Origin of the sequence: Paenibacillus sp. NRS-1760, from assembly GCF_050467785.1 — a bacterium.
Taxonomy (GTDB): Bacteria; Bacillota; Bacilli; order Paenibacillales; family Paenibacillaceae; genus Pristimantibacillus.
This window is the reverse complement of record NZ_JBITPK010000010.1, coordinates 530,146-543,093: the sequence shown is the minus strand read 5'-3', so window position 1 is coordinate 543,093 and position 12,948 is coordinate 530,146. Positions and strand designations below refer to the sequence as shown.

11 protein-coding genes are annotated in these 12,948 nt (G+C 46.1%); 3 read left to right on the top strand and 8 right to left on the bottom strand.

All coding sequences use genetic code 11. The annotated features are described in order from the left end of the window. Positions 1 to 11: 11 nt before the first annotated feature. Positions 12 to 1,166, bottom strand: coding sequence for a cysteine desulfurase family protein (locus ACIFSR_RS13440; protein ID WP_430057777.1), 1,155 nt, complete (start codon positions 1,164 to 1,166; stop codon positions 12 to 14). A 12-nt stretch (positions 1,167 to 1,178) separates the two neighbouring features. After that, entirely contained in the window at positions 1,179 to 1,598 is a 420-nt protein-coding gene (gene cymR / locus ACIFSR_RS13435) for a cysteine metabolism transcriptional regulator CymR (RefSeq protein WP_054027272.1), read from the bottom strand. A 201-nt stretch (positions 1,599 to 1,799) separates the two neighbouring features. On the opposite strand from cymR, the gene mnmA reads away from it, so the two are divergent. Then, positions 1,800 to 2,933 carry a tRNA 2-thiouridine(34) synthase MnmA gene (gene mnmA / locus ACIFSR_RS13430; RefSeq protein WP_339207910.1) on the top strand — a complete coding sequence of 378 codons (1,134 nt, stop codon included), beginning with the start codon at positions 1,800 to 1,802 and terminating at the stop codon, positions 2,931 to 2,933. A 74-nt stretch (positions 2,934 to 3,007) separates the two neighbouring features. On the opposite strand, the gene ACIFSR_RS13425 is transcribed toward mnmA, so the two are convergent. Beyond that, the gene (locus ACIFSR_RS13425) at positions 3,008 to 4,348 is read right to left on the bottom strand and encodes a hemolysin family protein (protein WP_430057776.1); all 1,341 of its coding nucleotides are present in this window, start codon (positions 4,346 to 4,348) and stop codon (positions 3,008 to 3,010) included. A gap of 376 nt (positions 4,349 to 4,724) precedes the next feature. Here ACIFSR_RS13425 and ACIFSR_RS13420 point away from each other — a divergent pair, with 376 nt between their 5' ends. Together ACIFSR_RS13420 and ACIFSR_RS13415 are read left to right on the top strand one after the other, a co-directional pair. Continuing rightward, the gene (locus ACIFSR_RS13420) at positions 4,725 to 5,294 is read left to right on the top strand and encodes a copper resistance protein CopC (protein ID WP_430057775.1); all 570 of its coding nucleotides are present in this window, start codon (positions 4,725 to 4,727) and stop codon (positions 5,292 to 5,294) included. Further along, entirely contained in the window at positions 5,294 to 6,379 is a 1,086-nt protein-coding gene (locus tag ACIFSR_RS13415; RefSeq protein ID WP_430057773.1) for a copper resistance D family protein, read from the top strand. The genes ACIFSR_RS13420 and ACIFSR_RS13415 overlap by 1 nt, the downstream gene beginning before the upstream one ends. Before the next feature lie 97 nt (positions 6,380 to 6,476). Here ACIFSR_RS13415 and ACIFSR_RS13410 read toward each other — a convergent pair whose 3' ends face one another. From ACIFSR_RS13410 to ACIFSR_RS13390, 5 genes are all read right to left on the bottom strand, one after another. Continuing rightward, positions 6,477 to 7,784: a replication-associated recombination protein A gene (locus ACIFSR_RS13410; protein WP_430057771.1), complete on the bottom strand. Its 1,308-nt coding sequence runs from the start codon at positions 7,782 to 7,784 to the stop codon at positions 6,477 to 6,479. Between the two features lie 646 nt (positions 7,785 to 8,430). Next, complete coding sequence (locus ACIFSR_RS13405; protein ID WP_430057769.1) at positions 8,431 to 9,186, bottom strand: tRNA threonylcarbamoyladenosine dehydratase; 756 nt, start codon at positions 9,184 to 9,186, stop codon at positions 8,431 to 8,433. Positions 9,187 to 9,215: 29 nt separating this feature from the next. Next, positions 9,216 to 11,042 (bottom strand): aspartate--tRNA ligase, encoded by a 1,827-nt coding sequence (gene aspS / locus ACIFSR_RS13400; RefSeq protein ID WP_430057767.1) that lies wholly within the window; start codon positions 11,040 to 11,042, stop codon positions 9,216 to 9,218. A 28-nt stretch (positions 11,043 to 11,070) separates the two neighbouring features. Beyond that, positions 11,071 to 12,336 carry a histidine--tRNA ligase gene (hisS, locus tag ACIFSR_RS13395; RefSeq protein WP_430057765.1) on the bottom strand — a complete coding sequence of 422 codons (1,266 nt, stop codon included), beginning with the start codon at positions 12,334 to 12,336 and terminating at the stop codon, positions 11,071 to 11,073. Positions 12,337 to 12,523: 187 nt separating this feature from the next. Beyond that, positions 12,524 to 12,676, bottom strand: a complete 153-nt coding sequence (locus ACIFSR_RS13390; RefSeq protein ID WP_179089913.1) for a hypothetical protein — start codon at positions 12,674 to 12,676, stop codon at positions 12,524 to 12,526. Between the last annotated feature and the right edge of the window lie 272 nt (positions 12,677 to 12,948).

The following is a 12,948-nucleotide window of genomic DNA, read 5'->3' as shown; positions in this document are numbered from 1 at the left end:
CTGGAGTCCTCCTAGTAGTTATTACGAATACGCCTCACGATTGTTCCAACTTTTTGTGCGGCATCTTCTAATTCCTCCAAAGTATTCCCCAAACCAAAGCTAAATCTTACAGCAGAATTAATTTGTTCCTCGGGCAATTGCATTGCTCGAAGTACATGTGACCGCTCAAGCGCGCCGGAGGTACAAGCAGAACCGCTTGCTGCTGCGATACCTTCCATATCCAAATTCATGAGCATCGTTTCCGTATCGACACCAATAAAGCTGATATTTACGATATGCGGCAAATAGTGCTGCTCCGAGCCATTTATTACGATAGGCACTTCAACATGGTTGTGAAGCAGTTCTATCCATCTCTTACGAAGCTCGTCCATAAAAAGTTGCTTATTTTCTCGCTCGTTCACACAAATGTCAACTGCGGCAGCAAACCCGACGATCCCCGCAATATTTTCTGTGCCTGCACGCCGCTTTCTCTCTTGGGATCCACCATGCTGAAGAGCGTCAATCGGCGTACCGTTAGCCACATAAAGTGCGCCAACACCTTGAGGACCGTTGATCTTATGGGCGGAGAAGCTCATCAAATCGACTGGCAGCTCATTGAGCCTATACTCTAATGAGCCCAAAGCTTGAACTGCATCCACATGAAAAACAGCACCGCCAGCTCTAGCTATGCGCCCTATTTCTTCAATCGGCTGAATCGTTCCAACCTCGTTATTTCCATGCATGATGCTAATAAGGCCTGTTTCCGGGGTCATGGCTTCTTGAACAAGCTCTGGTGATGTTCGTCCAAAGCTATCAATAGGTAGTACGGTTAGGGAGAAACCTTCTTCCTTAACCAGCCATTCGCATGTATGAAGAACAGCGTGATGTTCACCCGCTGAAGTTATAATATGTGATTTGCCTCGTTTACGCTGTGCTCTAGCAGCCCCAATTAGAGCGGCATTATCGCTTTCCGTTCCACCTGAGGTAAATAATAATTGTCCCGGCTTGCAGCCAATTGCTGCTGAAATGAGATCTCGTGATCGATTTAACTGATGCTTGGCCGCTCTTCCAAAAGCATGCATACTAGACGAATTGCCGCCGGAGCCTTGCATTACCTCAAGCATCGCTTGGATGACTTTCGGATGCATAGGTGTAGTGGCGGCATGATCAAAATAATGATTTGTCATAGGTCGGCTTCCTTAAATATAGAACATATAGCTATCAGGTTTGCCAGCATCTTCGAAATTAATTAGATCTGCAAGCGTAGTCGAATCTAATACTTCTGCAATACTGTCTCTAATGCGCAGCCAAAGCTGACGTTTAGCCGGATCGTCTTCTTCTGTAAAGTCTACAGGCGAAATCGGGCCTTCAAGAATTCGAATAATATCCCCAGACGTAATCGTTTCCGGATCCTTCGATAAAATATAGCCGCCATAAGCTCCGCGAATACTTTTCACAAGACCAGCATTTCTAAGGGGTGCTACTAATTGCTCCAAATAGTGCTCGGAAAGCTGATTTCGTTCAGCGATACTTTTGAGCGAAGTCGGGCCTTCACCAAATTTAGCCGCAAGCTCCATCATAATAGTTAAGCCATAACGGCCTTTCGTCGATATTTTCAAAGTGGCACCTCTTTTATTGTTTTTAGTATTGATTTATGATTGTGTCTTCCTCATTGGTTGTTAATTCTCTGTATTCCCATTTCACTTATATGTTAACATATCGAGCGGGCGGAGTGTGCAAAAAGGTTGACATCTTCATGAAAAAGTTTGCAGCCTATGTTACAATAATAAATGTTTGATTCAAGCAAGGTGGTGTTTACGATGGAAAAACCAAAAGCTTCGACAAGAGTTGTCGTCGGGATGTCAGGCGGCGTCGATTCCTCCGTCACTGCACTGCTGCTAAAGCAGCAAGGATATGACGTTGTCGGCATTTTTATGAAAAACTGGGATGATACCGATGAATTCGGTCATTGCACGGCGGAAGAGGATTCTGAAGATGTACGCCGCGTATGTGAACAAATTGGCATTCCCTACTATACCGTGAATTTTGAACGGCAATATTTTGACAAGGTATTCACTTACTTTCTAGATGAGTACAAGCGCGGACGTACGCCTAACCCGGACGTAATGTGCAACCGCGAGATTAAATTTGGCGACTTCCTGCAGCGCGCCTTGGAGCTTGGAGCGGATTATTTGGCAACAGGCCATTATGCTCAAGTAGAACGTACCGAGGATGGTACAACGAAGCTCATTCGCGGAGTCGATTCAAATAAAGATCAGACGTACTTCCTTAGCGCCCTTAATCAGAAGCAGCTGGCTAAAGCGATGTTCCCGATTGGGCATCTTCCGAAGCCTGAGGTACGCCGTATTGCTGAAGAAGCTGGCCTTTATACCGCTAAGAAAAAAGACAGCACAGGCGTTTGCTTCATCGGGGAGCGCAATTTCAAAACCTTCCTTAGCGGCTATCTTCCCGCTCAAGCCGGCGATATGATTGATATTAGAAACGGCGAGAAAAAAGGTCGTCACGATGGGCTGATGTATTACACGCTCGGCCAGCGCCAAGGACTTGGCATTGGCGGATCAGGTTCCGGCGAGCCTTGGTTCGTAGCGGACAAGGATTTGGAGAAAAACATTCTTTATGTTGTACAGGGAGAGCAGCATGCCAGCCTTTACTCTGAGAGCTTGACGGCAACTGGCATGAACTGGATTCTACCAGTAAAAAGCGGAGATACCATTCGCTGCACCGCCAAATTCCGTTATCGCCAGCCCGATCAAGGCGTCAGCGTAACGATTGGCGAAGATGGAAACGCGCATATCGTGTTTGACAAGCCTCAGAAAGCCATTACACCTGGACAAGCTGTCGTACTCTACGACGGCAACGTTTGCCTTGGCGGAGGCACGATCGATAAAGTTAAGAAAGTCGATCCTGCTGCTGATTTTGCAAAGCAAGCATAACAACACGAAAAGCTGCCTGAAGCATCCGCTATTGATGCATTAGGCAGCTTTTCTTTTGATCAAAACGTTCATGTTCAGCCAAAATATTGGCCGTTCTGTCCTTTTTTTCTCTCGCCAATCTTTCGAATCAGAAGCCTGGAGATCCGAAGATGATCCGTCTCTTCAATAATGAATTCATATTCTCCAGCGTGATCGACACGCTGATTGTTGACAGGAGGTATGTTTATTTTGGAATACATCCAGCCCCCGATTGTATCATAATCATCCGTTTCGATATCGAGATTGAAGAAGCTGTTGACTTCCTCGATCAGCATGAGACCACTAATGGAGTAGGTATTGTCGTCTTTTTTCTCAAGAGGCTCTCGTTCCTCGTCAAATTCATCTTGAATCTCGCCGACGATTTCCTCCATAATATCCTCCAGCGTTACTAAGCCGGAAGTGCCGCCGTACTCGTCAATCAAAATAGCAATTTGCGACTTTCGTTTTTGCATCAGCTTCAGCAGTGTACTAATTTGCATCGATTCGGGTACTGTCGTAATCGGTCTCGTAATTTGCCTTATATCCTGCAGATTGTGCATCGTGTCCTTCAGTAAATCCTTGATATGCACGAACCCAATGATATTGTCCTTGTCATTCTCACAAACCGGATAACGCGTCAGCATTTGCTCCAGCGCAATTTTTTTATTGTCGGCTAAAGTGCAGCTTGTATTCAGGCATATCATTTCTGTTCGAGGAATCATAATTTCACGCGCATTCGTCTCGGCAAAATCAAAAATGTTATCAACAAGCGTTAGCTCCATATTATCTATTAAACCGTTTTTGTGGCTCTCCTTCATCAAAATCCGAATTTCATCCTCCGTGTGCGCCGAATCCTTCTCGGTCACAGGCTCAATTCCAATTTTTCTAAGAAGCAAATTGGCTACCCCGTTAAATAACCAAATAAAGGGAAACATAAGCTTATAAAAACAAACGAGCGGCAACGCTGTCAATCGCGTAATGGATTCAGCTTTGCGGATTGCAATCGTTTTTGGCGCCAGCTCTCCAAGTACTATTTGCAGCATCGTAATGAGAATAAAGGCAAGCAAAAATGAAAAGGCATGAACAAACCATTCACTGCGAATGCCGATGAAAGCCATAGTAGGCTTGATCACATTTGCAATAGCTGGACCGCCAACCCATCCGAGGCCAAGCGAAGCAAGCGTAATACCAAGCTGGCACGCAGATAAATAAGCATCTAAATTACCTGTCATATGAGAGGCAAGCTTCGCTCTCGAATCACCATCTGCGATTATTGTATCTAAGCGGCTTCCTCTTACCTTCACCATTGCAAACTCGGCAGCAACAAAAAAACTGTTCATCATGATAAAAACAAAAATAAGCAGCAGTGACAAGCTGGTCGGTAATGGGTCAATCAATGGATTCCTGTCCTCCGCAAGAAATGAAACGGGATGCGATGACAGGTGCACCTCCTTTTGGAACAAAGATACGGCAATCTTTGTGTAGTGTGAGATTTCTCCTAGATGACAAACCGCCGCGTCAAACGGTAAAGCTTGCGAGCCATACCGCTCTCAAGACTGTAATTATGTCTATTCGCCATAGGCTAGCACTTATACGCAGATTTCCAGTCTTTCTAAGCGTTTTTTATAGGAAGCATCAAACGATCTTCAACAAATGTTCACTAAGCCGCAATGAATTGATCATTTTATTTGGCGCAACAGCGAATTGGAATCTGTTATAATGCAATGAGCTTACTAAGTAGGCTCGTTACAAAAATATGTAGGAGGTTTAAAAATGAAACGAATATTGCTTATTTTTCTTGCCGCTCTATGGCTCGTTCCGGGCGTAGCGATGGCCCATTCCAAACTAGAAAGCGCGGTGCCTGCGCGAGATGCGACGGTCGCTGCCTCACCAGAGCGTATAGAGATGACATTTAACACAAAGATCGAGAAGCTTAGTAATTTTAAAATATTAAATGCTGCGGGCGAGGAAATGGAAAAAGAAAAGGTCGAGGTTGACGGCATGACGATGACCGGATCAGTACCTAATGCTTTGCCTAATGGTATTTATACAGTTAAGTGGGTCATTATCGGAGCGGATGGTCATTCGGTGGAAGGCGATTATTCGTTTACTGTAGAAGCGCCTGTTGTTACTGAACAACCAAGCGAAGAACCAACAGCTACAGCTACTGAAGCACCAGCAGAGACAACGGCTCCTACTCCTTCTCCTGATGCTAGCACTAATACTGACGGAGGAAGCAGTGAAGCTACAACTAATGATGCTGGGACAAACTATACTCCTTATGTCGTTATCGGTGTCATTATCGTAGCAGCAGTTCTCTTATTCATGCGGAGGCGCAAATAATGATCTATATCAGCGAAGGCCTTCTATACATTTGCTTCGCCATTTTAACGGGCACCTTTCTATTGCGGCTTGTACCGGAGGACAGAAGGCCTTCCGTTCATGTACCGCATGGCCTGCTGCTCGCATGCGCAGTAGCAATACCGTTCTTATCCTACGTTCCTATTCATAAGCTTGCTATCGTATTTGCCAAAGATTTTGACATGAGCTACGGCGCTATTCTAAAGAGCATCCTGCTCGATGTTAATACAGGCAAAGCGTGGGTATGGACAACCATCGGATCAGCTGGACTCGCTTTTCTACTAGGGCTTAAAGCATTCCGGGGCGATAAGCATATGCCTAAGGTAGCTTTGTTTGTTACCTTTTTGCTAATTGTGTGGCTGGGTTATGCAGGACATGCTTCATCCTTGTATGGATTTAAAGGTTTAATTACACATTCTGCTCATTTTCTCGCAGTCAGCGTATGGATCGGCATTTTGTTTGTGATCAGTTGGTTTTCCAAAGACGATGCCAATTGGAATGCATTTCTGCGTTGGTTTTCGCCAGTAGCCATAGTTTCTGTTGTTGTAACGCTTCTTGCCGGCATTACGCTTATGTCATTCACAACTCCAGAATATGTAAACTCATGGATGCTTCCCTACGGTCAGATGCTGCTGATTAAACATCTACTGATTTTGCCTCTACTGCTGTTTGCTTTCTCAAATGGCTTCGGATACAAAAAAATAGCAAAAACCAATCCGAATTTCAATCCAAGACGCTGGCTAAAAGCAGAAAGCTTCATTGCTTTGCTCGTGCTTGCAGCCACAGGTGTGCTTGGTCAGCAAGCACCACCGCATAAGGTGAAGGAGACACTGCAATCGGAATCACCTTCTCCATTTTTCACTTCAATTTACAAAGGAAACTTCAGCCCTGACATCAGCTTGAAATTCACGCTGAACATGGAGTGCCTGCTTATGCTTGCGGCAGCTGCACTAATGGCGTTCGGTCTGCTTTGGATGTATCGCGCAAATAAGCTTATGCCAGCTTTTGTAATGGGTATTTTGACAGTGGTATTCGGCTATTTCGGCCTGATGTTTGCGATTGCTTAAAAGAATAATAAGAAAAACTCCTGCTAATATGGAGGTAAGCTTAGGAATGAGCTTACCTCCATCAAATTAGCAGGAGTTTTTTTTATTAATTAAATTATCATTTACCTTGGCGTTTTTGCTGATTTTGCCTTATTTTATCTTCCATCCCTTGCTCGGTAGCCTTATAAAAGGTCATTCCCCCAAGCGTATTCGGCAAATATTGCTGCTTTACATAATGGTTTGGGAAATCATGCGGATATTGATACCCCTCGTGGCCAAGCTGCTGCGCCCCTTTGTAGTGGGTGTCGCGCAAATGCATCGGTACCTCTGCACCGCCTGCTCGCTCGATTGCCGCCTCTGCATTGCCGATTGCAATGGCAGTAGCATTCGACTTGGGACTCTCTACCGCGAACAGAATCGCTTGTGAGATGTTATATTTCGCTTCAGGCCAGCCTATCTTATGATAGGCATCCATCGCTGTAACCGCTTGAATCATCGCTTGCGGATTAGCAAGTCCAATATCTTCGCTGCATGCGACAATCAGCCTGCGGATAAACGTCATCGGGTCCATGCCCAGCTTCTCCACAGCATATAAAAACCAAAATAACGCTGCGTCGCTTGAACCTCTTACACTTTTGTGAAACGCCGACAGCACATCATATTGTGTAGATAGATCTGCGCGAATGGACGGCTTCCTTATGGACTCTTGAGCCACCTCAAGCGTCAACCGGACAGAACCATCCATCTCAGACGGCGTTGTCACCGCAGCCAGCTCAAGCGCATTAAGCGCCCTGCGGATGTCTCCGCCAGCCATTGCAGCGATATGCCGCAGCGCGTCCTCATCTACTTGCAAGTCCATAAAGCCTAAACCCCGCTCACGATCGGCTAGCGCTCTTATCATCGCTTCATAGGCGTGCTCCTCGCCAAGCGCTTCGAGCTGAAACAAAGTTGAACGTGACAATAGAGCGCCATTCACATGATGAAATGGATTTTCTGTTGTCGCCCCTATAAAAATAATAATGCCCTGCTCAACAGCAGGAAGCAGCGCATCCTGCCTAGCTGTATTAAAGCGATGCACCTCATCTAGAAAAAGCGTCGTCTTCTTGCCGTACATCGCTTTGTTGGTACGAGCCTGCTCGATAACTTCACGTACATCCTTTACCGACGCATCTACCGCGTTCAGCTTCACGAACTCGCCTGCTGTCCGCAAAGATATAATATGTGCAAGCGTCGTTTTACCGCAGCCCGGCGGACCATACAACAAAATTGACGACACTTGATCGCCTTCAATAGCCCGCCGCAGCAGCTTACCCGTTCCTACTATATGTTCTTGCCCGATATATTCGTCTAATGTCTGCGGCCGCATGCGATCTGCAAGCAGCCTGGCGCGAGGCGCTTCTTCCTCTTGAAATGAAAATAAATCCATTCTGCTCCCCAACCTTCTGCCATCTGTTACTCCGATCATAGCATACAAGCACATTTGTTCGCCAGAAATGATGTGCTTGTATGCTAATCACCGAAGCGTCAACGGCTTCGCTACCCTTTCTGCTGCTATGAAAAGTGTTGAATCGATTTATTTTACATTTCAGACAAATTGGAAGCAAGTTCATTCCTTTTTATGCTAGCAATCTTTCACGCTCGTTCAGTGCTAAACTATGAGCAGTTCGAGCTATCTTGTACTTATGCAGGCTAGCAACATTTTTTGTGCTAGACGTGTAGTCCATGATGTATTTTTGCAATACAGATGCACATGTTTTAGTCAACAACCCATAACTACGAGCAAGTTACTGCGCATATACATGATAGCTCGTCCTTTACTGCTAATCCAAGGCAAGTTATTCCAAATGTGCAGGATAGAAAACCGAAGCCTGTAAAGTCACTCCTAACAAACTTGCCTTGCCGCAATGCCCTAGAAATAAAATCCCTTTATTAAAATAAATCTATAAATTCCTATATAAAATAGCCGATTTGCAAAAAAGCTGAAGACGCTTTTTTCAAATCGGCTATTGTTTTGCTTCTTATTTGTCGACTGGAAATCTATGGCCTCTCATCAGCTTACCGACAGTTATCGTTTACACCTCAATGCCGCCAGCTGCAAGCAGGTCCTTCACAACGACACTAACCATGATTAGACCGGCTACCGGCGGAACAAATGCATTGCTGGCCGGAGGCTGCTTCGCTTTGCGAATGTCAGGCGCATTCTCGGGAACGATTTTTTTCGTAACATCCTCACGCGGCTTCATTGGCAGCTCCGTTGAGAATACTACCTTAACGCCGCGTTTGATGCCTTCCTTACGAAGTTTAGTACGGATAACCCTTGCTAAAGGATCGGTATGCGTCTGCGAAATATCGACAACCTGAAATTTCGTCGGGTCCATCTTATTCGCTGCGCCCATACTAGAAATAATCGGAATTTTTCTCTCGAGACATTGCTTGATCAAATGAATCTTATACGAAATCGTATCGGATGCATCAACAACATAATCAAGCGGGTACTCGAAAAACTGTTCAAACGTTTCTTCCGTATAAAACATACGCAGGGCAATGACATCACATTCAGGATTAATCAGCTTAATCCGATCGCGCATAAGCTCTGATTTCACTTGCCCCACTGTCGTTGTGAGCGCATGAATCTGACGATTAACGTTCGTAATATCTACAACGTCCTTGTCAACGAGTATAATACGTCCAACTCCGGTGCGTGCAAGCGCCTCAGCTGCAATGCCGCCAACGCCTCCGATGCCGAGCACGGCAACCGTGCTCCCCTTCATTAGCGCTAGCCCCTCTGGCCCAATAGCCAGCTCTGTTCGTGAAAATTGGTGAAGCATCCGGCCGCCGCCTCCTTCGTATTGATTTCTTATTTTTCGCTAGTTTCTGTTGCTGCAGTTGCTGCTGCCGCTGCCGCTGCAACTGGCTGCTTCGGTTTAAGAACTGTACGGATATGCAATTGCTCAAGCTGCGAAAGCTCGACCTCGGACGGCGCATCGCAGAGAAGATCTGTTGCACTTGCCGTTTTTGGGAATGCAATCGTCTCACGCAAATTCGTGCGGCCTGTAAGCAGCATCACCAGACGGTCGAAACCAAAAGCAATACCGCCGTGTGGAGGCGTTCCATATTCAAATGCATCCAGCAAGAAGCCGAATTTCTCTTGTGCTTCTTCCGCGTTAAAGCCAAGCGCTTTGAACATTTGTTCTTGTACCTCACGCTTGTAAATACGCATAGAGCCGCCGCCAACTTCATAACCGTTCAGAACTAGATCGTATGCTTGTGCGCGAATTTGGCCTGGATCGGTATCGAAGAAATGAAGGTCGTCTTCATTTGGACGTGTGAACGGGTGGTGTTCTGCAACATAACGCTTCGCATCCTCATCAAAGCCAAGCAATGGGAAGTCAACAACCCAAGCAAACTTGAATTTCGATTCGTCAATCAAGCCGAGGTCTTTACCAAGCTTAGAGCGCAGGTTGCCAAGTACATCACAAACCACTTTTTTCTTATCTGCAGAGAAAGTTAGCAAATCGCCATCTTCAACTTGCAGACGCTCAGTTAGCGAAGCAATCTCTTCCGGTTTAAGGAATTTAACGATCGGCCCGCGCCATTCGCCATCCTTCACCGTGATCCAAGCTAGCCCTTTACCGCCGTAACGAGCAGCGAACGGCTGCAAGTCATCAAGCTCTTTGCGGCTCCAGCTTGCACAGCCCTTAGCGTTCAACGCTTTAACAACGCCGCCACCTGCTGCAACGCTTGCGAATACTTTTACATCGCTAGTTGAAACGATATCGGTAATATCTTTAATTTCTAGGTCAAAACGAAGGTCCGGTTTGTCGGAACCGTATTTGTTCATTGCATCTGCATAAGTGATGCGTTGGAACGGAAGCTCAAGCTCTACGCCAACTGTTTCTTTCAGAAGCTTAGCTGTCAGCTCTTCCATCATAGCAAGCAATTGATCTTGCGAAAGGAAAGAGGTCTCGATGTCGACTTGCGTGAATTCCGGTTGTCGGTCTGCACGAAGATCCTCATCGCGGAAGCAGCGAGCGATTTGGTAGTAGCGTTCAATACCGCCAACCATTAGAAGCTGCTTAAAGATTTGCGGCGATTGCGGCAATGCAAAAAACTCACCTTCATGCACACGGCTTGGCACCAAGTAATCACGCGCGCCTTCAGGCGTGCTTTTCGTTAAAATTGGTGTTTCTACGTCGATAAAGCCTTCTCCGTCTAGGAAATCGCGGAAAACCTTTGCTGCTTTCGAACGAAGCAACAACGTTTTTTGCATTTCTGGACGACGCAGGTCAAGGTAACGATATTTCAAGCGAAGCGACTCGTCTACTTCTACGCCATCCTCAATTGGGAATGGAGGCGTTTTGGCAGCGTTCAACACTTCAATTTTTGTAACACGAACTTCAATTTCACCGGTAGCAAGGTTAGCGTTGTAAGTTTCAGCATCGCGCTCCACTACTGTTCCTTGAATGGCAAGGACAAACTCATTACGAGCACGGTCAGCGATCGCTAGTGCGTCACCTGAGAAATCTGGGTTAAATACCGTTTGTACAATACCAGAACGGTCGCGAAGATCGATAAATAGGACACCGCCAAGATCACGGCGACGTTGTACCCAGCCGTTTAGAATAACTGATTGACCAACGTCCGCTTTCGTTAAGCGGCCGCAGTGATGTGTTTTTAACAACATTGTGTTCATTCTCCTCGTTTAGTTAGATTTATTTTTGTGTAGCAAACGAACTATTAATTTCTTCAGCGAGCTTATCCAGTGCAACAACACGCTGTTCGCCTTTTGTCATGTCTTTCAAGGAAATCTCGCCGCGCTCAAGCTCATCGTCGCCTAGTATAGCGGTAAAACGGGCTTGAAGACGGTCTGCCGACTTCATTTGCGCCTTCATTTTACGACCAAGATAATCGCGCTCTGCACGTATGCCTTGCTGTCTTAGCTGGTAAACGAGCTTAGTGACCTCACGCTCTGCAGCTTCTCCAAGCGCAACCACATACACATCGATTTGATTAAAAACCGGCAATTCTGTTTCTTGATGCTGAAGCAGCAAAATCGTTCTTTCAAGACCTAAGCCAAGACCGACTCCCGGCTGGTCAGGACCGCCGATTTCCGATACTAGGCCGTTATAGCGACCGCCGCCACCGACAGTATCGATCGTACCGATACCCTCTGCCTTGTATTCGAAGGCCGTATGGGTATAGTAGTCGAGTCCGCGAACGAGGCGATGATTGATTTCATAAGGAATGCCCATGTCGCTCAAATACATTTTTACTTTATCAAAGTGAATTTGGCATTCCTCGTCCAGGCTGTCCAAAATTGACGGCGCATCCGTAAAATGCTCTTGATCGACCTTGCAATCAAGCACGCGCAGCGGATTGCGATCCATCCGTGATTGGCAATCCTTGCAGAGCAGCTCACGCTTAGGCTCTAAGAAAGCAAGCAGACGCTCGCGGAACACCGCACGTACAGCCGGTGTGCCGACGGAATTAATTTCTACGCGTACGCCTTTTAGACCCACCTCTGTATAAAAGGTATAGCCAAGTGCAATGACTTCTGCATCTATAGCAGGATCAACCGAACCGATAGCCTCAACGCCAAATTGATGCAGCTGGCGATAACGGCCTGCCTGCGGGCGCTCATAACGGAACATCGGACCGATATAATACAATTTAGACACGTCTGGCTCGCCGTACAGCTTGTTCTCTACGTAAGACCTCACGACGCCTGCAGTTCCTTCCGGACGAAGCGTCAGACTGCGATTGCCGCGGTCTGTGAAGGTATACATTTCTTTCTCAACGATGTCGGTCGTTTCACCGACGCCCCGTTGAAACAGCTCAGTGGATTCAAATATCGGCGTACGAATTTCTCGGAAATTATAACGCTGACAAATATCCCGAGCCTTCTCCTCCACATACTGCCATCTCTCTACCGCGCCAGGCAAAATATCCTGTGTGCCCGGCATTTTCTGAAATGCCATTGAATAACCCCTCCTGCCCTCATAATAAACGGGTTAAATTTCGGAAAACGCAAAAAACTCCCGTTCCTAATAGCTTGCGCCATAAGGGACGAGAGTGAATCTCCCGTGGTACCACCCACATTTCGAGCCTGCATCCTATGCGTTCGGCTCGCTCAAAGACGGTTAACGTCCGTCATCCGCAGTCCAGCTACTGTGCGTTAGCTGCAAGCCTAATTGCTTGCTGCCATCTGCCGTTCACCGTCTGTTCTCCGGGAAGTCTGTTCATTCTGCCAATATAAGGACGCTTGCAGCCAAGTGACGTCCCTCTCTGAATATAAGGCGTAGAATTACTTTGTCCCATCAACGAATCCATATCTATACTGAGGACTAATTTTACCTCTGACTAAGATTAAAGTCAAGATCGAACTGCCCAAGCAACGCCATCCTGTTTAAAATAGGCAGAAAAAAACCTACAAAACGTATTTGTAGGTCCAAAAGTAAAATATATTTTAAAAAGGGGGTCGAGTTCTATTATAGGTCAATGATATTAAAAAAAAGTTAGAGATTGATTACAGTAATATTACAATTTCGAAAGCGTTTTAATGGATACTTTGTGTAGATGCTATTTTCTCC

Bases quoted from the DNA above. Each gene is read 5' to 3' on its own strand.
- ACIFSR_RS13420 (WP_430057775.1), top strand. From the start codon at position 4,725: ATGAAACGAATATTGCTTATTTTTCTTGCCGCTCTATGGCTCGTTCCG.
- ACIFSR_RS13410 (WP_430057771.1), bottom strand. From the start codon at position 7,784: ATGGATTTATTTTCATTTCAAGAGGAAGAAGCGCCTCGCGCCAGGCTG.
- mnmA (WP_339207910.1), top strand. From the start codon at position 1,800: ATGGAAAAACCAAAAGCTTCGACAAGAGTTGTCGTCGGGATGTCAGGC.
- ACIFSR_RS13440 (WP_430057777.1), bottom strand. From the start codon at position 1,166: ATGACAAATCATTATTTTGATCATGCCGCCACTACACCTATGCATCCG.
- aspS (WP_430057767.1), bottom strand. From the start codon at position 11,042: ATGTTGTTAAAAACACATCACTGCGGCCGCTTAACGAAAGCGGACGTT.
- ACIFSR_RS13415 (WP_430057773.1), top strand. From the start codon at position 5,294: ATGATCTATATCAGCGAAGGCCTTCTATACATTTGCTTCGCCATTTTA.
- hisS (WP_430057765.1), bottom strand. From the start codon at position 12,336: ATGGCATTTCAGAAAATGCCGGGCACACAGGATATTTTGCCTGGCGCG.
- ACIFSR_RS13390 (WP_179089913.1), bottom strand. From the start codon at position 12,676: ATGGGACAAAGTAATTCTACGCCTTATATTCAGAGAGGGACGTCACTT.
- ACIFSR_RS13405 (WP_430057769.1), bottom strand. From the start codon at position 9,186: ATGCTTCACCAATTTTCACGAACAGAGCTGGCTATTGGGCCAGAGGGG.